General features: G+C 66.4%; 17 protein-coding genes and 1 pseudogene. 8 read left to right on the plus strand and 10 right to left on the minus strand.

Translation table 11 applies throughout. From position 1 onward, the window contains the following. Positions 1-957 (minus strand): NAD(P)-dependent oxidoreductase, encoded by a 957-nt coding sequence (locus EC839_RS07970; protein WP_256681060.1) that lies wholly within the window; start codon positions 955-957, stop codon positions 1-3. Between the two features lie 276 nt (positions 958-1,233). On the opposite strand from EC839_RS07970, the gene urtA reads away from it, so the two are divergent. The 7 genes and pseudogenes from urtA to EC839_RS08000 all read left to right on the plus strand — a co-directional run bounded on the left by urtA (position 1,234) and on the right by EC839_RS08000 (position 8,673). Further along, positions 1,234-2,508: an urea ABC transporter substrate-binding protein gene (gene urtA, locus EC839_RS07975; RefSeq protein WP_007161131.1), complete on the plus strand. Its 1,275-nt coding sequence runs from the start codon at positions 1,234-1,236 to the stop codon at positions 2,506-2,508. 375 nt (positions 2,509-2,883) lie between these two features. Then, positions 2,884-4,452: an urea ABC transporter permease subunit UrtB gene (gene urtB / locus EC839_RS07980; RefSeq protein ID WP_007161132.1), complete on the plus strand. Its 1,569-nt coding sequence runs from the start codon at positions 2,884-2,886 to the stop codon at positions 4,450-4,452. After that, positions 4,449-5,528: an urea ABC transporter permease subunit UrtC gene (urtC, locus tag EC839_RS07985; protein ID WP_007161133.1), complete on the plus strand. Its 1,080-nt coding sequence runs from the start codon at positions 4,449-4,451 to the stop codon at positions 5,526-5,528. The genes urtB and urtC overlap by 4 nt, the downstream gene beginning before the upstream one ends. Then, positions 5,525-6,370, plus strand: coding sequence for an urea ABC transporter ATP-binding protein UrtD (gene urtD, locus EC839_RS07990; RefSeq protein ID WP_007161134.1), 846 nt, complete (start codon positions 5,525-5,527; stop codon positions 6,368-6,370). Before urtC ends, urtD begins: the two co-directional genes overlap by 4 nt. A gap of 156 nt (positions 6,371-6,526) precedes the next feature. Beyond that, on the plus strand, positions 6,527-7,225 hold the full coding sequence (gene urtE, locus EC839_RS07995) for an urea ABC transporter ATP-binding subunit UrtE (RefSeq protein WP_007161135.1): 699 nt from the start codon (positions 6,527-6,529) through the stop codon (positions 7,223-7,225). Between the two features lie 146 nt (positions 7,226-7,371). Next, positions 7,372-7,797, plus strand: a pseudogene (aroQ, locus tag EC839_RS24485) (type II 3-dehydroquinate dehydratase); the annotation flags it as partial. Positions 7,798-7,818: 21 nt separating this feature from the next. Then, the gene (locus EC839_RS08000; protein ID WP_007161136.1) at positions 7,819-8,673 is read left to right on the plus strand and encodes a shikimate dehydrogenase; all 855 of its coding nucleotides are present in this window, start codon (positions 7,819-7,821) and stop codon (positions 8,671-8,673) included. A gap of 140 nt (positions 8,674-8,813) precedes the next feature. Here EC839_RS08000 and EC839_RS08005 read toward each other — a convergent pair whose 3' ends face one another. Together EC839_RS08005 and EC839_RS08010 are read right to left on the minus strand one after the other, a co-directional pair. After that, positions 8,814-9,269: a transposase gene (locus EC839_RS08005; protein WP_007161137.1), complete on the minus strand. Its 456-nt coding sequence runs from the start codon at positions 9,267-9,269 to the stop codon at positions 8,814-8,816. Positions 9,270-9,392: 123 nt separating this feature from the next. Beyond that, a complete protein-coding gene (locus EC839_RS08010) occupies positions 9,393-11,660 on the minus strand; it encodes a YgiQ family radical SAM protein (protein ID WP_007161138.1) in 2,268 nt (755 codons plus the stop codon). A gap of 444 nt (positions 11,661-12,104) precedes the next feature. Here EC839_RS08010 and EC839_RS08015 point away from each other — a divergent pair, with 444 nt between their 5' ends. Then, the gene (locus EC839_RS08015) at positions 12,105-13,481 is read left to right on the plus strand and encodes an amino acid permease (protein WP_007161139.1); all 1,377 of its coding nucleotides are present in this window, start codon (positions 12,105-12,107) and stop codon (positions 13,479-13,481) included. Between the two features lie 104 nt (positions 13,482-13,585). On the opposite strand, the gene EC839_RS08020 is transcribed toward EC839_RS08015, so the two are convergent. The 7 genes from EC839_RS08020 to rpsF all read right to left on the minus strand — a co-directional run bounded on the left by EC839_RS08020 (position 13,586) and on the right by rpsF (position 19,773). After that, positions 13,586-15,067 carry a glucosyltransferase domain-containing protein gene (locus tag EC839_RS08020; protein WP_007161140.1) on the minus strand — a complete coding sequence of 494 codons (1,482 nt, stop codon included), beginning with the start codon at positions 15,065-15,067 and terminating at the stop codon, positions 13,586-13,588. Positions 15,068-15,146: 79 nt separating this feature from the next. Then, positions 15,147-16,163 (minus strand): D-alanine--D-alanine ligase, encoded by a 1,017-nt coding sequence (locus tag EC839_RS08025; RefSeq protein ID WP_007161141.1) that lies wholly within the window; start codon positions 16,161-16,163, stop codon positions 15,147-15,149. Then, positions 16,163-17,557, minus strand: coding sequence for a replicative DNA helicase (gene dnaB, locus EC839_RS08030; RefSeq protein ID WP_007161142.1), 1,395 nt, complete (start codon positions 17,555-17,557; stop codon positions 16,163-16,165). The genes EC839_RS08025 and dnaB overlap by 1 nt, the downstream gene beginning before the upstream one ends. A 149-nt stretch (positions 17,558-17,706) precedes the next feature. Then, positions 17,707-18,153 (minus strand): 50S ribosomal protein L9, encoded by a 447-nt coding sequence (gene rplI / locus EC839_RS08035; protein ID WP_007161143.1) that lies wholly within the window; start codon positions 18,151-18,153, stop codon positions 17,707-17,709. Positions 18,154-18,173: 20 nt separating this feature from the next. Further along, complete coding sequence (locus EC839_RS08040; RefSeq protein ID WP_007161144.1) at positions 18,174-19,064, minus strand: hypothetical protein; 891 nt, start codon at positions 19,062-19,064, stop codon at positions 18,174-18,176. A gap of 35 nt (positions 19,065-19,099) precedes the next feature. Then, a complete protein-coding gene (gene rpsR, locus EC839_RS08045; protein WP_007161145.1) occupies positions 19,100-19,330 on the minus strand; it encodes a 30S ribosomal protein S18 in 231 nt (76 codons plus the stop codon). Positions 19,331-19,356: 26 nt separating this feature from the next. Beyond that, a complete protein-coding gene (gene rpsF, locus EC839_RS08050; protein WP_007161146.1) occupies positions 19,357-19,773 on the minus strand; it encodes a 30S ribosomal protein S6 in 417 nt (138 codons plus the stop codon). Between the last annotated feature and the right edge of the window lie 154 nt (positions 19,774-19,927).

Here is a 19,927-nt window from a genome sequence, read left to right on the forward strand (position 1 = left end):
TCATTCCCCCTTGCCGAACAGGTCTTCGCTGGTGCGTCGTGCGATGGCGCAAAAATCCTCGCCATCGGCCAGGGTCTCGGCGCTGGCCTTCCAGGCCTGGGCCGTAGCCGCGGCCAGTGGCAGATCGAGGCCGAGTTCGGCGATGAGCTGCTGGGCCAGGCCCACGTCCTTGCGCATCAGGCCCATGGTGAAGCCGGAGTCGTAGGCCTTGTTCAGCACCCAGGTGGGGAACATGCCCTGGCTGGCGGCGCTGCGCCCGGAACCGGCATTGATGCCTTCGAGCAGCTTTTCCGGGGCGACGCCGGCACGGGCGGCCATGGTGACGGCTTCTGCGGTGGTGATCAGGTGCGCCGCGGCCAGGAGGTTGTTGGCGATCTTGGCGATGTTGCCGGCACCCACGGCGCCGATATGCACCCGGGTCGCGCTCATGGCTTCCAGCGCCGGCAGCGCCTTGGCCAGGGCCGCCTCGCTACCGCCGATCACCATGGTCATGGTGCCGGCCGCGGCACCGGCGGGGCCGCCGGAAACCGGGGCATCGAGGAAGTCGGCGCCGACCTCGGCGAAGGCCGCCGCCACCCGGCGACTGGTCTCTGGGGTGGAGGTAGTGGTGTCGACCACCACGGTGCCCGGTCGCACGCGGCTGACCAGACCCGCCTCGCCCAGGCACACGGCCTCGACATGCTCGGCCTTGGGCAGCGACAGCACGATGACGTCGTTGCTGGCGGCCAGGGCCGCCAGGTCGCCGGCGATGGCCACGCCCTGGGCGGCGACCCGCTCGCAGGCGGCGCTGGAGGGGTCCAGCCCGATGACCGGCACGCCCTTGCGCGCCAGAGTGATCGCCATGTTGCCGCCCATGTTGCCGAGTCCGATGACCCCGACCTGCCTGCCCATGCCTTGTTCCTCTTCTTCGAATTGGCGGTGACCGACCCGGTGGCCGGCCCCTTGGCGATCGAGTATGGGAGGCCCCAGGCATCACCACCAATACGGCATTCGGACTTTCATGTTGCGCAAAAGGCAACGTGAGCCAGAGGCACCAGCATCGTGCAAAGGCGCGATTCAAGGGCACTGCCAGCCCCAGACTGGTGCAGGGCGACCGACCGCGAAGTCACCGCCGAGGCCGAGGCGCCAGTCCCTATGCGTCTCGCCGACGCCTGGCACAGTTCCTGAAAAGGCGCCCTGGCTGGCCAGCAGTCCAGCCCAACAACAGCGCACGTTCGCTCAGGAGCCTTTCGCATGAAGCGCCGCCCTCTACTGAAGACCACCCTTGCCGCCTCCGCCCTGCTCATGAGCGGCCTGTTTCCCTGGAGTGCCGCCCACGCCGCGGACACCATCAAGGTCGGTATCCTGCATTCGCTGTCCGGCACCATGGCCATCTCCGAGACCTCGCTCAAGGACATGGCGCTGATGACCATCGACGAGATCAACGCCAAGGGCGGGGTACTGGGCAAGAAGCTGGAACCCGTGGTAGTGGATCCGGCCTCCAACTGGCCGCTGTTCGCCGAGAAGGCCCGTCAGCTGGTGACCCAGGACAAGGTCGCGGTCACCTTCGGCTGCTGGACCTCGGTCTCGCGCAAATCGGTCCTGCCGGTCTATGAAGAACTCAACGGCCTGCTGTTCTACCCGGTGCAGTACGAAGGCGAAGAGATGTCGCCCAACGTCTTCTACACCGGCGCGGCGCCGAACCAGCAGGCCATCCCGGCGGTGGAATACCTGATGAGCGAAGAAGGCGGCGGTGCCAAGCGCTTCTTCCTGCTGGGCACCGACTACGTCTATCCGCGCACCACCAACAAGATTCTGCGCTCCTTCCTGCACAGCAAGGGCGTGCAGGACAAGGACATCGAAGAGGTCTACACCCCTTTCGGCCACAGCGATTACCAGACCATCGTCGCCAACATCAAGAAATTCTCCGCCGGCGGCAAGACCGCGGTGGTCTCCACCATCAACGGCGACTCCAACGTGCCCTTCTACAAGGAACTGGGCAACCAGGGCCTGAAGGCCACCGACGTGCCGGTAGTGGCCTTCTCGGTGGGCGAGGAAGAACTGCGCGGCATCGACACCAAGCCGCTGGTGGGCCAGCTGGCCGCCTGGAACTACTTCGAGTCGCTGGATAACCCGGTGAACAAGAAGTTCGTCGAGGCCTGGAAGGCCTACGCCAAGGCCAAGAACCTGCCCAACTACCAGACCGCCGTGACCAACGACCCCATGGAAGCTACCCACATCGGCATCCACATGTGGGCCCAGGCGGTGGAAAAGGCCGGCAGCACCGACGTCGACAAGGTGCGCAAGGCCATGGCCGGCCAGACCTTCGCCGCGCCGGACGGCTACACCGTGAAGATGGACGAGAAGAACCATCACCTGCACAAGCCGGTGATGATCGGCGAGGTCCAGGACGACGGTCAGTTCAACGTCGTCTGGCAGACCGAGGGCCCGGTCCGCGCCCAGCCCTGGAGCCCCTACATCCCCGGCAACGACAAGAAGTCCGACGAACCGGTGAAGAGCGGCCAGTAACGGCCCGCCTTCACTCCCGGCCCCTCACTCCGAGGGAAGGGGAGCAAAACGCCGTTCAGCTTGTAGCTCTTGCCCCCTCTCCCTCGGGGAGAGGGTTGGGGTGAGGGGCAAGAGACGCTCCAAGGCCATCAGCTCTTCCCCCTCTCCCCTTGGGAGAGGGTTGGGGTGAGGGCAAGAGGCGCTGCCCGCCAGAACCGGAAGCGCCCGCAACAGCAACGCTCCGCTCCGCCCCCTCTCACCCTGGGAGAGGGCCGGGGTGAGGGCCCGCCAGCGCACCCGGCCAGACCGCCGGACGCCGGCACCAGAAACGAGGCCACGCCCGCCCTCCCCCGGGAGACGCCGGGCAGGAGCCTTTACCCACCCACGAGGCCGAGTATGTCCCTACGCCTTTTTCTGCTGCCCCTGCTGTTGCTGCTCATGGGCACCGCCCAGGCCGGCCCCGCCGCCGACCTGGCCGCCGCCAGCGCCAACGACCAGGCCAAACTCCTCCAGGACTGGGCCGCCGCGCCCGACCCCGCCCAGCTCCCGGTGCTCCAGGCACTGCAGGACGGCCGCTTCTATGTCGATGAAGACAAGCGGCCCTTCTACAAGACCGGCGACAGCTACAGCGCCGCCGAAGGCGACGCCACCGCGCCTACCGGCACGCTCAAGCCGGTACGCCTGAACAACCGCCTGCGCATCCTCATCGGCGCCGCCCAGGCCAGCGGCGGGCTGCTGTCGCCCGATGCCGGCGTGCGCCTGGCCGCCGCCCAGGCCCTGCGCCAGGAGGCCAAGCCCGAGCAGCGTGCCTTCCTGGAAAAGCGCCTGCAGAGCGAAGCCGACAAGGACGTCAAAGGCGCCCTTGCCGCCGCCCTGGCCAATCTGCAGCTGACCGACCCCGATCCCGCCGTGCGCCTGGCCGCGGTGCGGCTGCTCGGCGAATCCGGTGAGCCCCAGGCCAAGACCCGCCTGCAGGCCCTCCTCGACCCGGCCGTGGAAGCCAACGACGACGTCCGCAAGGCCGCTGCCACGGGCCTTGCCCAGGTGGACCGCAAGCTGCTGCTGGGCGACCTGCTCGGCCAGGCCTTCACCGGGTTGTCGCTCGGCTCCATCCTGCTGCTGGCCGCTCTGGGTCTGGCCATCACCTATGGCCTGCTCGGCGTCATCAACATGGCCCACGGCGAGATGCTGATGCTCGGCGCCTACAGCACCTATGTGGTGCAGCTGACCCTGCAACGCCTGGCGCCCGAATGGCTGGCATGGTACCCGCTGCTGGCACTGCCGGTGGCCTTCGCCGTCACCGCCGCCATCGGCATGGCGCTGGAGCGCACCGTGATCCGCCACCTCTATGGCCGCCCGCTGGAAACCCTCCTGGCCACCTGGGGCATCAGCCTGATGCTGATCCAGGCGGTACGGGTGCTGTTCGGCGCCCAGAACGTCGAGGTGGCCAACCCAGCCTGGCTGTCCGGCGGCGTCCAGGTGCTGCCCAACCTGCTCCTGCCGTGGAACCGGGTGATCATCCTCGGCTTCGTGGTCTTCGTGCTGATCCTCACCTGGACCCTGCTGAACAAGACCCGCCTGGGCCTCAACGTGCGCGCCGTGACCCAGAATCGCAACATGGCAGCCTGCTGCGGCGTCCCCACCGGGCGCATCGACATGCTCGCCTTCGGCCTCGGTTCCGGCATCGCCGGCCTCGGCGGCGTGGCCCTGTCGCAGATCGGCAACGTCGGTCCGGACCTTGGCCAGAGCTACATCATCGACTCCTTCCTGGTGGTGGTGCTCGGCGGCGTCGGCCAACTGGCCGGCAGCGTGCTGGCGGCCTTCGGCCTGGGCATCGTCAACAAGATCCTCGAACCCCAGATCGGCGCCGTGCTGGGCAAGATCCTCATCCTCGGCCTGATCATCCTGTTCATCCAGAAGCGGCCCCAGGGCCTGTTCGCCCTCAAGGGGAGGGTCATCGATTGAACCAGCCACTCGCGCTTACCGCTGTGCAGAAGGCCGGCCCGCGCCTGAGCCTGGCCGTGCTCGGCCTGGCCCTCGCCGTGCTGATCGCCCTGCCACTGCTGTCCCTGCTGCCAGCCGACAACCCCTTCCAGGTCTCGGCCTACACCCTCACCCTGGTGGGCAAGATCCTCTGCTACGCCATCGTCGCCCTGGCGCTGGACCTGGTCTGGGGGTATGCCGGGATGCTCTCCCTCGGCCACGGGCTGTTCTTTGCCCTGGGCGGCTACGCCATGGGCATGTACCTGATGCGCCAGGCCGCCGGTGACGGTCTGCCGCCGTTCATGAGCTTTCTCTCCTGGACCCGCTATCCCTGGTTCTGGGCCGGCACCGATCATTTCCTCTGGGCGCTGTGCCTGGCGGTGCTGGCCCCCGGTCTGCTGGCCCTGGCGTTCGGCTTCTTCGCCTTCCGTTCGAAGATCAAGGGCGTCTACTTCTCGATCATGACCCAGGCGCTGACCTTTGCCGGCATGCTGCTGTTCTTCCGCAACGAGACCGGCTTCGGCGGCAACAACGGCTTCACCGGCTTCACCACCCTGCTGGGCTTTCCGGTCGCCGCCCAGGGCACCCGGGCGGTGCTCTTCCTGCTCACCGTGGCCCTGCTGGTGGCCAGCCTTTGGCTGGGCTGGCGCCTGGCGCAGAGCAAGTTCGGCCGCATCCTCACGGCGATCCGCGACGCCGAGAACCGGGTGACCTTCTGCGGCTACGATCCGCGCGGCTTCAAGCTGTTCGTCTGGGTACTGTCGGCGGTGCTCTGCGGCCTAGCCGGGGCGCTCTACGTACCCCAGGTGGGCATCATCAACCCCAGCGAGATGGCCCCCACCAACTCCATCGAAGCGGCCATCTGGGTCGCCCTCGGCGGACGCGGCAGCCTGATCGGCCCGGTGCTCGGTGCCGGTATCGTCAACGGCGCCAAGAGCTGGTTCACCATGGCCTTCCCCGAATACTGGCTGTTCTTTCTCGGCGCCCTGTTCATCGTCGTCACCCTCTATCTGCCGCGTGGCGTGATCGGCCTCATCAAGAAGGAGCGCGACGCATGAAAGCCGCCCCCGTACCTCCTACCGCCGCGGAAGTGCTCGATGCCGGCATCGGCGCCGAAGCCAGCGGTCTCGGCCATCGCGCCGGCACGGGCCTGGATACCCGCCACGGCACCATCCTCAGCCTGGAAGGCATCGAGGTCAGCTTCGATGGCTTCAAGGCCCTGCGCGACCTCAATCTCTACATCGGCGTCGGCGAATTGCGCTGCATCATCGGCCCCAACGGCGCCGGCAAGACCACCATGATGGACGTCATCACCGGCAAGACCCGCCCCGACCGCGGCGGCGCCTGGTTCGGCGAGACCCTCGACCTCACCCGTCTGCAACCGGTGGAAATCGCCCAGGCCGGCATCGGGCGCAAATTCCAGAAGCCCACGGTGTTCGAGGCCCTGACGGTCTGGGAAAACCTCGAGCTGGCGCAACGGACCGACAAGTCGGTCTGGGCCAGCCTGCGCGCACGGCTCTCCGGCGAACAGCGCGACCGCCTGGAAGAGGTGCTCACCACCATCCGCCTGCAGGAATCGCGCGGCCGCACCGCTGGCCTGCTCTCCCACGGCCAGAAGCAATTCCTCGAGATCGGCATGCTGCTGGTGCAGGAGCCGCAATTGCTGCTGCTCGACGAACCCGTCGCCGGCATGACCGATGCCGAGACCGAATTCACCGCCGAGCTGTTCAAGTCGCTGGTGCCCAGGCACTCGCTGATGGTGGTGGAGCACGACATGGGCTTCGTCGGCAGCATCGCCGACCACGTCACCGTGCTGCACCAGGGCCACGTCCTCGCCGAAGGCTCGCTGGACCAGGTCCAGGCCAACGAACAGGTGATCGAGGTGTATCTGGGGCGCTAGCGCCCCTGACTTGAGAATGCGCATCGCGGCCATGGCGGTTCGCCGCCGCGACCGCTCCTACCTGGAGCAGTCACATCGGTGAACCGCCATGGCCACGAGCGGCACCCTATCCGTAGGAGCGGCCCATGGCCGCGATAGAACCTTCCCGAGGCCCCCATGCTCCAGGTCAACGAACTCCATCAGTACTACGGCGGCAGCCACATCCTGCGTGGCCTGTCCTTCGACGCGCCCATCGGCGAGGTCACCAGCCTGCTCGGCCGCAACGGCGTCGGCAAGACCACCCTGCTGCGCTGTCTCATGGGCCTGATCCCGGCCAAGCGCGGCAGCGTCACCTGGGAAGGCCAGGACATCGCCAGTCGCAAGCCGCACCAGCGCGTGCAAGCCGGCATCGCCTACGTGCCCCAGGGCCGCGAGATCTTTCCGCGCCTCACCGTCGAGGAAAATCTGCTCATGGGCCTGTCGCGCTTTCCCGCCCGCGAGGCCCGCGAGGTGCCCGAGTCCATCTACGAACTCTTCCCCGTGCTGCGGCAGATGCGCCAGCGCCGCGGCGGCGACCTCTCCGGCGGCCAGCAGCAGCAACTGGCCATCGGCCGCGCCCTGGCCAGCCGCCCGCGGCTGCTGATCCTCGACGAACCCACCGAAGGCATCCAGCCCTCGGTGATCAAGGAGATCGGCACCGTCATCGCCCACCTCGCCAAGCGTGGCGACATGGCCATCCTGCTGGTGGAGCAGTTCTACGACTTCGCCAGCGAGCTGGCCGACGGCTATCTGGTGATGTCCCGTGGCGAGATCGTCCAGCGCGGTCGCGGCGCCGACATGGAGGCCGAAGGGGTACGGGGACTGGTGGCGATCTGAGCCACCAAGGTCGATAATCGAACGCTTCCGCCGCCTGCCCGGCCGCCCGCCCGTTCGCCTCGATTGACGAAATTAACCGACTGGTACATTTTCTCTCCAGCGCCGGGCAGCGCCTGCCCGGCAAGACCCCAAGAGAGAAGGCTGTCATGTCCTCCCGTCGCATCCTGGTCCTCAACGGACCCAACCTCAACCTGCTCGGCACCCGCGAACCCGCCACCTACGGCCACGAGACCCTGGCCGACGTCGCCCGGCTGTGTGCCGAAACCGCCGCCGCCGAGGGGTACGAGGTGGATTTCCGCCAGACCAACCATGAAGGCGAATTGCTCGACTGGATCCACGCGGCCCGCGGCGCCTATGCCGGGGTGGTGATCAATCCCGCCGCCTGGACCCACACCTCGGTGGCCCTGCGCGACGCCCTGGTGGCCAGCGAGTTGCCGGTCTACGAGGTGCACCTGTCCAACGTGCATCGCCGCGAAGCCTTCCGTCACCATTCCTATGTCTCGGGCATCGCCGTCGGCGTCATCTGCGGCCTCGGCAGCCAGGGGTATCGAGCCGCCATCAGCGCCCTCCTCGCCCACCAGGAAACTAACGCCATGACCGCACCCAAATCCGTTCTCGCCGGCCTCATCGGCGCCGGCATCCAGGCTTCGCTGACGCCCGCCATGCACGAACGCGAAGGCGACGCCCAGGGCCTCAGATACCTCTACCGCCTGATCGACCTGGACGTGCTCGGCCTCTCCGCCGACGCCCTGCCCGAACTGCTGCAGGCCGCCCAGCGCACCGGCTTCACCGGTCTCAACATCACCTTTCCCTGCAAGCAGGCGATCATCCCGCTGCTCGACGACCTCTCCCCCGAGGCACGCGGCATCGGCGCGGTGAACACCGTGGTGCTGGCCGACGGCCGCACCGTGGGCCACAACACCGACTGCCTGGGCTTCGCCGAAGGCTTTCGTCGTGGCCTGCCGGACGTGTCCAAGCGCCTGGTGGTGCAACTGGGCGCTGGCGGCGCCGGCAGCGCCGTGGCCCACGCCCTGCTCGCCGAGGGCGTCGACCAGCTGTTCATCTTCGACGTCGAGGCCGAGCGCGCCCAGGCGCTGGTGGACAACCTGACCCGCCACTTCGGCCCCGGGCGCGCCGCGGTCGGCACCGACCGGGCCGCCGCGGTAGCTGCCGCCGATGGCCTGGTCAACACCTCGCCGGTGGGCATGGCCAAGCTGCCCGGCATGCCTCTGCCGGCCGAGTTGCTGCACCCCGGCCTGTGGGTCGCCGAGATCATCTACTTCCCGCTGGAAACCGAACTGCTGCGCCAGGCCCGCGCCCTCGGCTGCCGCACCCTGGACGGCGGCACCATGGCCGTGTTCCAGGCGGTCAAGGCCTTCGAACTCTTCAGCGGCCGTACCGCTGACGCCGAACGCATGCAGGCCCATTTCGCCGAATTGCGCGACTAGTCCTCTATCGCGACCATGGCGGTCCGCCGAGGCGGCCAGCTTGAGAGCCTATCCTCTTATCGCGGCCATGGGCCGCTCCTACAGGTAATGGTGTTTCTGTAGGAGCGGCCCATGGCCGCGATAAGCCCTTGTGGCACGAGCTACAACCACACTGCATCCCAAAACGGATAATCACGCGCCCGCTTCACCAACCCCGCCCTTACCGGATTGGCGACGATGTACCGCGCCACCGCCTGGACATCTTCTTCGGCTCTCAGACCATGGTCATGATAGGCCGATGCCCACACAGCCCCTTTGGTATTGCGGATCGCATTGACCCGACGTGCGCTTGCTGATTTGAGACGGAGCACCAGCTCGTCCAGGCTGAAACGCTCGCCAAGCGCGATGAGCCAGTGAACGTGATCCGGCATCAACACCCAGGCAAGCAGCCTGGCGTCATTGAGCAGACAAGGATCGCTAAAGGTACGGGCAGCCGTGCACGCCAGATGAAAATCGGAAAAAAGCGGCTGGCGTTCCACGGTCGTGGCGGTAAGGAGATACAGCTGGCCAGGCAGAGAAACACGACCCCTGCGCAGCGCCGCATGACGTGATGACATCGCTCGTCCTTGAGTGATGAAGACAATCAGGAGCTATCGCGGCCATGGGCTGCTCCTACAGGTTTAGGCATTACTGTAGGAGCGGCCGCATCGGCGGACCGCCATGGCCGCGATCAAAAGAGCTTACCGCGGCATGTTCGGCTGGCGCCGCGACTTCTTGCGCGGACCGCCCTTGGCGTAGCCGGCGGCCTGGCCTTCCTGGCCCTTGTCCCAGGCCTTGCTGCCGTCGCTGGCGCGGGGCGGCAGGCCGTTGTGCTGGGTCAGGATGCGCCCAGCGCCGGTGCCGACCTTCTTGCTGCCCACCGGGGTGGAATTCTTGCGTCGCGCGCTCTGGTAACCGGTGTCGCCCACCGGCTGGGTGGCCGGGATCAGCTGGTGCTTGCCCGGCCCGATCAGGTCGGCACGGCCCATCTCCTTGAGCGCCTCGCGCAGCATCGGCCAGCCCTTGGGATCGTGGTAACGCAGGAAGGCCTTGTGCAGGCGGCGCTGCTGGTCGCTCTTGACGATGGTCACGCCATCGCTCTTGTAGGTGACCTTGCGCAGCGGATTCTTGCCCGAGTGGTACATGGCCGTGGCGGTGGCCATCGGCGAGGGATAGAAGGCCTGCACCTGGTCCGCACGGAAGCCGTTGCGCTTGAGCCAGAGGGCGAGGTTCATCATGTCCTCGTCCGTGGTACCCGGATGCGCGGCGATGAAGTACGGGATCAGGTACTGCTCCTTGCCCGCCTCCTTGGTGTACTTCTCGAACATCTGCTTGAAGCGGTCGTAGCTGCCGATGCCGGGCTTCATCATCTTGTCCAGCGGACCGCGCTCGGTGTGCTCGGGCGCGATCTTCAGGTAACCGCCGACATGGTGGGTGACCAGTTCCTTGACGTACTCGGGCGATTCCACGGCCAGGTCGTATCTCAGCCCCGAGGCGATCAGGATCTTCTTCACCCCCGGCAGTGCCCGCGCCTTGCGGTAGAGCTCGATCAAGGACGAGTGATCGGTGTTGAGGTTCTCGCAGATGCCGGGGAACACGCACGACGGCTTGCGGCAGTGGCGCTCGATCTCCGGATCCTTGCAGGCGATGCGGTACATGTTGGCGGTCGGCCCGCCGAGGTCCGAGACCACGCCGGTGAAGCCCGGTACCTTGTCGCGCATCTCCTCGATCTCGCGGATGATCGAGTCATGGGAGCGATTCTGGATGATCCGGCCTTCGTGCTCGGTGATGGAGCAGAAGGTGCAGCCACCAAAGCAGCCACGCATGATGTTCACCGAGAAACGGATCATCTCGTAGGCCGGGATCTTTTCCTTGCCATAGGCCGGGTGCGGCACGCGCGCATAGGGCATGCCGAACACGTAGTCCATTTCCTCGGTGGTCATGGGAATGGGCGGCGGCGTGATCCAGACGTCCACGTCGCCATGCCGCTGCACCAGCGCCCGGGCGTTGCCCGGGTTGGTTTCCAGGTGCAGCACGCGGTTGGCGTGGGCATAGAGCACCGGGTCGTTGCGCACCTTCTCGAAGGACGGCAGGCGGATCACCGTCTTGTCGCGGGTCATGCGCGGGCTTTCCAGCAACTGCACCACCTTGGCTTCGTTGGGATCCTCAACCTCACCCTTGGCTTGCTCGATGGCGCAGGCCTCGGTGTCCTGGGTGTTCACATAGGGATTGATGATCTTGTCGACGCGACCGGGGCGGTCGATGCGGGTCGAATCGACCTCGAACCAGCCCTCGGGGGTATCACGACGGATGAAGGCGGTGCCGCGCACATCGGTGATGGACTCGACGCGCTCGCCACGCGACAGGCGCTGGGCGATCTCCACCACCGCCCGCTCGGCGTTGCCATAGAGCAGGATGTCGGCGGTGGCGTCCATCAGGATCGAGCGGCGGACCTTGTCCTGCCAGTAGTCGTAGTGGGCGATCCGGCGCAGCGAGGCCTCGATGCCGCCGAGCACGATCGGCACGTGGCTGTAGGCCTCCTTGCAGCGCTGGCTGTAGACCAGGCTGGCGCGATCCGGTCGCTTGCCGGCGACGTTGCCCGGGGTATAGGCATCGTCGGAACGGACCTTCTTGTCCGCGGTGTAGCGGTTGATCATGGAGTCCATGTTGCCCGCGGCCACCCCGAAGAACAGATTCGGCTCGCCGAGCTTCATGAAATCGTCCTTCGACTGCCAGTCCGGCTGGGCGATGATGCCCACGCGGAAGCCCTGGGCCTCCAGCAGCCGACCGATGATGGCCATGCCAAAGGACGGGTGATCGACGTAGGCGTCCCCGGTGACGATGATGATGTCGCAGCTGTCCCAGCCGAGTTGCTCCATCTCCGCCCGACTCATGGGCAGGAAGGGTGCAGGACCAAAGCACTCGGCCCAGTATTTCGGATAGTCGAACAGCGGCGTGGCGGCTTGCATGGCAGCTTCCGGGAAAGGGGGGTTTTCAGGAGGGCGCGAAGAATAGCACAAAAAATGACCAGTTCAGCCCCCGGACATCGATTGCCTTTGGCTATCGACGGTGGCTCTGGGCCCCGCCCTCACCCCAACCCTCTCCCCGAGGGAGAGGGGACAAAAGCACCCCGCGCATCTATTCGTCCCCCGCTCCCTTGGGGAGAGGATCGGGGCTAGGGAAGCCCATCGGCAATGCCCTTCAGCCGTAGGGTGGACAACGGCGCAGCTTTGTCCACGCGTAGCTGCCCCTCCTCCCCAGAGAGGACCGAGGAACGCTACCCAACGGCAGCATGCTCTTCCCCCTCTCTCCGGGAGAGGGACGGGGTGAGGGAAAGCCCACTCAGCGGCCCAACTCGACAGGAGTGCTACCATAGCCGCCCGCTCCCCTTCACCACCGAGACGCCCCCGTCCATGTCCCAGCCCCAACCCGCCGCCGGCCAGTTGCAGCGCGGCCTGAAGAATCGTCATATCCAGCTGATCGCCCTCGGCGGAGCCATCGGCACCGGTCTGTTCCTCGGCTCGGCCGGGGTGCTGAAATCCGCCGGTCCGGCCATGATCCTCGGCTATGCCATCGCCGGCTTCATCGCCTTCCTGATCATGCGCCAGCTCGGCGAGATGATCGTCGAGGAGCCCGTCGCTGGCTCCTTCAGTCACTTCGCCAGTCGCTACTGGGGCCGCTTCCCGGGCTTTCTCTCCGGCTGGAACTACTGGGTGCTCTATGTGCTGGTGGGCATGTCGGAGCTCACCGCGGTGGGCAAGTACGTGCAGTACTGGTGGCCCGAGGTGCCGACCTGGGCCAGCGCCCTGGTGTTCTTCGTGCTGGTCAACGCCATCAACCTGTTCAACGTGAAGGCCTTCGGCGAGACCGAATTCTGGTTCGCGCTGATCAAGGTGGTGGCCATCCTCGGCATGATGGCCTTCGGGCTCTGGCTGCTGGTCAGTGGCAGCGGCGGTCCCGAGGCCTCGGTGAGCAATCTCTGGAGTCATGGCGGCTTCCTGCCCAACGGCTGGAGCGGTCTGTTCGCCGTGCTGGCGATCATCATGTTCTCCTTTGGCGGCCTGGAACTGGTGGGCATCACCGCCGCCGAAGCCGACCAGCCGCGCAGCGTGATCCCCAAGGCCATCAACCAGGTGGTCTGGCGCATCCTGATCTTCTATGTCGGCGCCCTGACCATCCTCTTGTCGCTGCACCCCTGGGACGAACTGGTGCGCAGCATCGGCGCCGGCGGTGACGACTACGCCGGCAGTCCCTTCGTGCAGACCTTCGCCCTGCTCGGCAGCGACACCGCCGCCCACCTGCTCAACTTCGTGGTGCTGACCGCGGCGCTGTCGGTCTACAACAGCGGCGTCTACTGCACCAGCCGCATGCTCTACGGCCTGGCGGAACAGGGCGACGCCCCGCGCGCCCTGCTACGCACCAATCGCCGTGGCGTGCCGCTGCTGGGCATCGCGGTGTCCTCGGCGGTGACCCTGCTCTGCGTGGTGGTCAACTACCTGCTGCCGCAGAATGCCCTGGAGCTGCTGATGTCGCTGGTGGTGGCCTCGCTGGTGATCGCCTGGGCGCTGATCAGCCTGACCCACCTGAAATTCCGCGCCGCGCAGCGCCAGGCCGGGCGCACCTCGCACTTCCCGGCCTTCTGGTCGCCCTTTGCCAACTGGCTGTGCCTGGCCTTCGTCGGCATGATCCTGGTGCTGATGCTGCGCATCCCCGGCATCGCGGTCTCGGTCTATGCCATCCCGGTCTGGCTGGCCTTCCTGTTCCTCTGCTACCGGCTGCGCCGCGGCTGATCGCTACGGGTAGTTGGGCTGAGACGGCTCCATCGTCGAAGCCCAACACTGCCCAACTCGACCACCGCTGTTGGGCTTCGCGGTGCTCAGCCCAACCTACCCCTCTACTCGAACGGCACCCAGGGCCGCTGCGGCTTCATGATGATGCAGCCGTCCTCGCCCACCGCCCAGATGTCGTAGAAGCGATTGTCCACCAGTCGCATGGCGGCACCGGGCACGGCCACCCGCTGGCTGCAGCTGTCGCTGTCGGCATCGTCGATCACCCCCAGATCCAGCAGGCGTTCGGCGATCATGAAGTTGCCCGGCGACAGGCCGAGGATGAAGGGCAGCACCGGCACCTGCTCGAAGGTCTTCTGTGCCAGCGGCAGCCAGGCCACTTCCAGCGCCCCCCCGGTCCAGAGCAGGCGCTTGAGCGACCGCAGCTCCGGAAGGCTGCTGAGGTCATGGTGCAGTTCCTGGACGAAACCGCGCTCGAAGGTCTTTTGCGCCGAGAGCACCTGGCCATAGGCATAGGCCAGCGACAGCATCCACAGCACCGGCAGCACCAGCAGCCAGGTCAGCCGTGGCTGGAGGCGCTCCAGCAGGTCGTGGGCCAGCAGCAGGGCCAGGGTCAGGATGACCGCCAGGCCCATCAGGGTGCGCGCCTCGAGGATGAAATCGCTGAACAGCAGGGTGATGCCGGCCACGCAGGCGGCCAGCACCGGCAGGGTCGCGCCGTACAGCAGCAGGGGCAGCAGCGCCCGCCGACCATAGGCGCGGGCATAGGTCAGGCCGCCCAGGCCATAGCAGATCGCCGCCAGCCCACCAAACAGCCACCACAGCCAGAGATTGCCGGCGGTGACCAGCAGGCCGACGCTCTGCAGCACCTCGCCCAGCCGATGCCAGAGCTGGGGCAGCACCTGGCCACCCACACCGGCGTGTCGCGTGGTCGCCATCAGCTGATAGGCGGTGAGGAAGTAGAGGGCGCACCCCAGCAGCAGCTGCAGGCCCTGGCGCAGCACCAGGCGCAGGGCCTGCGCTGGGGCCTCGCGGCGTTGCACGGCGCGGATGAATTCCAGGCAGCAGAGGCCGACGAAGACATTGAGCGCCACCTGGTAGAAAGCAATGGCCGCCGCCAGCAGCGCCGCCGGCACCAGCAGCGCCAGCACGGTGTGACGACTACGAAAGATCGCCGCATAGATCACCGCCACCAGACTCAGGGCCATGGTCGGGCCGTCGTACTGGTAGGTCAGGTTGCCCAGCCAGAACGGCGAGAACCACAGCGGCAGCAGGGCCAGGCACTGGGTCGGTCGCGGCGCGCCGAAGCAGTGGCGGGCCAGATCGGTCAGGGCCCAGGTCGCGGCGGCGCAGGCGATCAGCAGCGGCAGGGGAAAGAGGTTGAGGGTGCTGCCACTGAAGGTCAGCAGCCGGTAGAAGAGCTCGGTGAGCACCCTTCCCTGCTGGCGCCACTCTGGGCCGTTCTCCAACTGGATGCGCCAGTTGTCGTCGACATAAGGAAAGTCGACCAGGATGAAGGGCAGGACGAACAGCAGCAGTGCGGAAAAGAACAGCGCCCGGGTCTGCACCGGGGTCAGCGTCTGAGGCATGGTGGTGGATCCGAGCCTGGCTTCGACACTGGACGCAGCCGCCACCGCCCGAAGCGATAGCGGCGCCGGCTGCGTGGGGTCAGTCCTGCAGCGCCAGCCGGCAGATGCGCTCGCAGAGTTCGTCGAAGTCGATGCCCATGGCCGCGGCCGATTGCGGCAGTAGACTGGTGGCGGTCATGCCCGGCAGCGTGTTGACCTCCAGACACCAGAGCCGTCCCTCGGCGTCCAGGCGGAAGTCGGCGCGACTGTAGCCGTCGAGCTTGAGCGCCCGATGCGCGGCCAGGGCCAGCCGGCGCGCTTCCTCGGCGATCTCCGCGGAGACCTCGGCCGGAAAGACTTCCACCGCTCCCTTGGGCTGGTATTTGCTGGTGTAGTCGAACACGCCACTCTGGCCGAGGACGATCTCGCCCACCGCCAGTGGCTGGTCGCCCAGCACGCCCACGGTCAGCTCGCGCCCGGCGACGAAACGCTCGATCATCACCTCGCGGTCATAGCGCAGCGCCAGTTCGATGGCCGGCTGCAGGTCCTCGGCGCGGTTGACCTTGCTGAGGCCCACGGTGGAGCCCTGCTGGCTGGGTTTGACGATCACCGGAAAGCCCAGGGTGTCGGCCACGGTCGCGGCCTCCACCGGAGCCATCAGCCAGTCGGCGGTGGGTACGCCAGCGGCCCGGAACAGCCGCTTGCTGAGGTCCTTGTCCATGGCCACGGCGCTGCCCACCCGGCCGCTGCCGGTGTAGCGCAATTCGGCCAGGTCGAGCAGGGTCTGCAGGGTGCCGTTCTCGCCGGTGCCGCCGTGCAGGGCGAGGAACAGCAGATCCTGGTCGCCCAGCTGGGCGCGGCTGAGCACCGCGCCGGCATCCTGGCCGCGCATCCGCACCAGGGCGGTCCGCTCCGGCGGCTCGAGGCCCACCCGGGCTTCCAGCAGGGCGCGCTCGGCGTCTTCATCGAGCAGCCCCAGGGCGGTGTCCACGGTCACCACCTGATGCCCACGCCGGCGCAGCGCCGCCACCACCTGGGCACCGCTGGCGATGGACACGTCGCGTTCTTCGCTGGTGCCGCCGAGCAGGACCGCGATCTTCAGCTTGTCCTTGACCATCATTCGTCCTCGAAAACGTAGCTGCCGGGCGCGAGATTCTCGAACCGGGTGTATTTACCGATGAAGGCCAGCCGCGTGGTGCCGATCGGACCGTTACGCTGCTTGCCGATGATGATTTCCGCCACACCCTTGTACTCGGTCTCTGGGTGGTACACCTCGTCCCGGTAGACGAACATGATGACGTCGGCGTCCTGCTCGATGGCGCCCGATTCACGCAGGTCGGAGTTCACCGGGCGCTTGTTCGGCCGCTGTTCCAGCGAGCGGTTGAGCTGGGAGAGCGCCACTACCGGGCAGTTGAATTCCTTGGCCAGGCCTTTGAGCGAGCGGGAGATCTCGGAAATCTCGTTGGTCCGGTTCTCGCCGCTGCTGCCACCGATCTGCATCAGCTGCAGGTAGTCGACCATGATCAGCGCCAGGTCGCCGTGCTCGCGCACCAGGCGCCGGGTGCGGGCGCGCATTTCCGAAGGACTGATGCCGGCGGTGTCGTCGATGAACAGCTTGCGGTCGTTGAGCAGGTTGACCGCCGAGGTCAGCCGCGGCCAGTCGTCGTCGTCCAGCTTGCCGGAGCGCACCTTGGTCTGGTCGATGCGGCCGAGGGACGAGAGCATCCGCAGCACGATGGAGTCGGCGGGCATCTCCAGGGAGAACACCAGCACCGCCTTGTCGGTGCGCAGCACCGCGTTCTCCACCAGGTTCATGGCGAAGGTGGTCTTGCCCATGGACGGACGGCCGGCGACGATGATCAGGTCGGCCGGCTGCAGGCCGCTGGTCTTTTCGTCTAGGTCGGCGAAGCCGGTGGACACGCCGGTGATGGCGTCGCTGGAGTTGAACAGGGTATCGATGCGGTCGATGGCCTTGGTCAGGATGTCGTTGACCCCGACCGGCCCGCCGGACTTCGGCCGCGCCTCGGCGATCTCGAAGATCTTGCGCTCGGCTTCGTCGAGCAGCTCGTTGGCGCCGCGGCCTTCCGGGTTGTAGGCGCTGTCGGCGATGTCGGCGCTGATGCCGATCAGCTGGCGCAGGGTGGCCCGCTCGCGGACGATCTGCGCATAGGCCTTGATGTTGGCCACCGAGGGGGTGTTCTTGGCCAGCTCGGCTAGATAGGCCAGGCCGCCCACCTGGGGCAGCTGACCTTCGTTGTCCAGCTGTTCGGACAGGGTCACCACGTCGAACGGCTGGTTGCGCTCGGCCAGACGGGCCACGGCGCGAAAGATGAGTCTGTGGTCGTGGCGATAGAAGTCGCCATCGGACACCTGATCGAGCACGCGCTCCCAGGCGTTGTTGTCCAGCATCAGACCACCCAGCACGGCCTGTTCGGCCTCGATGGAATGCGGCGGGACCTTGAGGGCAGCGGTCTGCAGATCGTACTGCTCGGGCAGGGAAATCTCGTTCATGCGCAGGTCTTGGGCCCCCATTGCGGGCGGCGAAATGATTTCGATAGGGCAGAAAAGACAAAGGGCACGTCACTGCCTTGGCAATGACGTGCCCGATTGTCGACAGACCGGCGCGGGGGCGCAAGTCCGCCAGTCAGGCGACGGCGCGCTTATTCAGCGACGACGACGACCTTGACGGTGGCTTCGACGTCGGTGTGCAGGTGCACTTCGACATCGTATTCGCCAACGCTGCGCAGGGCGCCGTTGGGCAGGCGAACTTCGCTCTTGTCCAGCTCAACGCCGGCGGCGCTGACGGCTTCGGCGATGTCGCGGGTGCCGATGGAACCGAACAGCTTGCCTTCGTCGCCGGAGTTGGCGGCGATGGTAACGGTCAGGTCGGCCAGCTTGGCGGCACGGGCATCAGCCTCGGCCTTCTTCTCGGCAGCCTGCTTCTCGAGCTCGGCGCGACGAGCTTCGAAAGCCTCGACGTTGGCAGCGGTGGCTGCGGTAGCCTTGCCCTGCGGCAGCAGGAAGTTACGGGCGTAACCGCCCTTGACGTTCACTTTGTCGCCCAGGTTGCCCAGGTTGGCGATCTTTTCCAGCAGGATGACATCCATTGAGTCTTTCCTCTTAACTTTTAACCTTCACCGTCCGCGGGCCCCTGCGGCTCTTGCGCGGACCGCCCACGGAAATCGAACAAGCTATCGATCACAGCCAGAATCACCAACAACGGATAGATCAGCTGCCCGAACAGCAACAGCGTCACGTACAGCCCCACCAGCCAGAATCCTGCCAGGCGCTTCGCCGCCACCAGCCCGTGCAGCAGGGCGATGCCGGCAAAGGCCAGCGGCACGCTGCACAGCGGGGTCAGCAGGCCAAGCCCACTGCCCAGGTTCGGCGCCAGCACCAGAAGGGCCAGGAGGCCGAGCGCGATGGCCGGACGCAGACGCAGGGCGCGAAATTCGCGACCGAACCCCTGGGGGTTGTACAGCGCCGCCTGCCAGTAGCGCCCGAGCATCAGGCACAGCAGGCAGGTGATCTGGAAGAACGCCGCCATCAGGCCGGTCAGCACGGGCAGCAGCAACTGCTGCAACTGCGCCTGCTTTTCCGGCGGCAACTGCGCCGCGCTCGGGCCCAACACCTGGGGCAGCAACCGACGGATTTCCTCCGCCAGTTGCGCGATGCCCTCGGCATAGACCTGGCCCAGCACCAGGGCGAAGACCAGGCCCAGGGGGACACTGGCCAACAGCACCCGGGTCCAGGACAGACTCTGGCGCAAGATGGCCGCCAGCAGCGTCGAACCCAGCAACACCAGCACGATGCTGGCATCACCCAGATACAGCCAGAACAGCGCTGGCAGCAGGGCCCAGACCAGCACCCCGGCCGCCGCGGCAGGTCCCCGGCGCAACAGCACCAGGCTGCCACCGGCAGCGGTCATCCAGTACAGCAGCGGCACGACTGCACCCAGCACCACCACGAGGGTGGCTTGAGTACGGCCGCGCATGATGAACTCAGCCAGAGGCCGCATGCCGTGTTTATCCGTTATTCGTGATCAGGCGTCGATCAACGACCGTGACTGTCGGTGTAGGGCAGCAGGGCCAGGTAACGGGCACGCTTGATGGCGGTACCCAGCTGACGCTGGTACTTGGCCTTGGTGCCAGTGATACGGCTCGGGACGATCTTGCCGGTTTCGGAGACGTAGGCCTTCAGGGTGTTGAGATCCTTGTAGTCGATCTCTTTCACGCCTTCGGCGGTGAAACGGCAGAACTTACGACGACGGAAGAAACGTGCCATGACAATGATTCCTCGCTAGATCCAGATTACTCGGCGCTGTCGGCGTCGTCGGAGTTGCCTTCGGCGGACTCGGACTCGGACTCGGCAGGACGCTCGCGACGCTCGCGACGCTCGTTGCGGTTTTCTTCGGCCTTGAGCATCTCGGATTGACCGGTGACGGCCTCGTCACGGCGCAGGATCATGTTGCGGATCACGGCGTCGTTGTAGCGGAAGTTGTCTTCCAGCTCGGCCAGGGCCTTGGCGCTGCACTCGATGTTCATGAGTACATAGTGAGCCTTGTGAACGTTGTCGATGGCGTAAGCCAGCTGACGACGGCCCCAGTCTTCCAGGCGATGGACTTTGCCACCGTCTTCTTCGATAGCCTTGGTGTAGCGCTCGACCATGCCGCCCACCTGTTCGCTCTGGTCCGGATGAACCAGGAACACGACTTCGTAATGACGCATTTAATGCTCCTTACGGGTTGCAGCCTGCCGCGGAAACGCGGTCAGACAAGGAGTGAATAGTTCGGATGACTTGCCCTGCGGAATGCGGACGCACTCCGGGCAAGGGGCGACATTCTAGAGAAGGGCGCCGGAGGGCGCAACCGCAGGCATGACC

The organism is Pseudomonas sp. JUb52, from assembly GCF_004341115.1.
Classification (GTDB): domain Bacteria; phylum Pseudomonadota; class Gammaproteobacteria; order Pseudomonadales; family Pseudomonadaceae; genus Chryseomonas; species Chryseomonas oryzihabitans.

Excerpts from the sequence above, each read along its gene's own strand:
- urtA (WP_007161131.1), top strand. The coding sequence starts at position 1,234 with ATGAAGCGCCGCCCTCTACTGAAGACCACCCTTGCCGCCTCCGCCCTG.
- urtB (WP_007161132.1), top strand. The coding sequence starts at position 2,884 with ATGTCCCTACGCCTTTTTCTGCTGCCCCTGCTGTTGCTGCTCATGGGC.
- urtD (WP_007161134.1), top strand. The coding sequence starts at position 5,525 with ATGAAAGCCGCCCCCGTACCTCCTACCGCCGCGGAAGTGCTCGATGCC.
- urtE (WP_007161135.1), top strand. The coding sequence starts at position 6,527 with ATGCTCCAGGTCAACGAACTCCATCAGTACTACGGCGGCAGCCACATC.
- EC839_RS08000 (WP_007161136.1), top strand. The coding sequence starts at position 7,819 with ATGACCGCACCCAAATCCGTTCTCGCCGGCCTCATCGGCGCCGGCATC.
- EC839_RS08005 (WP_007161137.1), bottom strand. The coding sequence starts at position 9,269 with ATGTCATCACGTCATGCGGCGCTGCGCAGGGGTCGTGTTTCTCTGCCT.
- EC839_RS08010 (WP_007161138.1), bottom strand. The coding sequence starts at position 11,660 with ATGCAAGCCGCCACGCCGCTGTTCGACTATCCGAAATACTGGGCCGAG.
- EC839_RS08015 (WP_007161139.1), top strand. The coding sequence starts at position 12,105 with ATGTCCCAGCCCCAACCCGCCGCCGGCCAGTTGCAGCGCGGCCTGAAG.
- EC839_RS08020 (WP_007161140.1), bottom strand. The coding sequence starts at position 15,067 with ATGCCTCAGACGCTGACCCCGGTGCAGACCCGGGCGCTGTTCTTTTCC.
- EC839_RS08025 (WP_007161141.1), bottom strand. The coding sequence starts at position 16,163 with ATGGTCAAGGACAAGCTGAAGATCGCGGTCCTGCTCGGCGGCACCAGC.
- dnaB (WP_007161142.1), bottom strand. The coding sequence starts at position 17,557 with ATGAACGAGATTTCCCTGCCCGAGCAGTACGATCTGCAGACCGCTGCC.
- rplI (WP_007161143.1), bottom strand. The coding sequence starts at position 18,153 with ATGGATGTCATCCTGCTGGAAAAGATCGCCAACCTGGGCAACCTGGGC.
- EC839_RS08040 (WP_007161144.1), bottom strand. The coding sequence starts at position 19,064 with ATGCGGCCTCTGGCTGAGTTCATCATGCGCGGCCGTACTCAAGCCACC.
- rpsR (WP_007161145.1), bottom strand. The coding sequence starts at position 19,330 with ATGGCACGTTTCTTCCGTCGTCGTAAGTTCTGCCGTTTCACCGCCGAA.
- rpsF (WP_007161146.1), bottom strand. The coding sequence starts at position 19,773 with ATGCGTCATTACGAAGTCGTGTTCCTGGTTCATCCGGACCAGAGCGAA.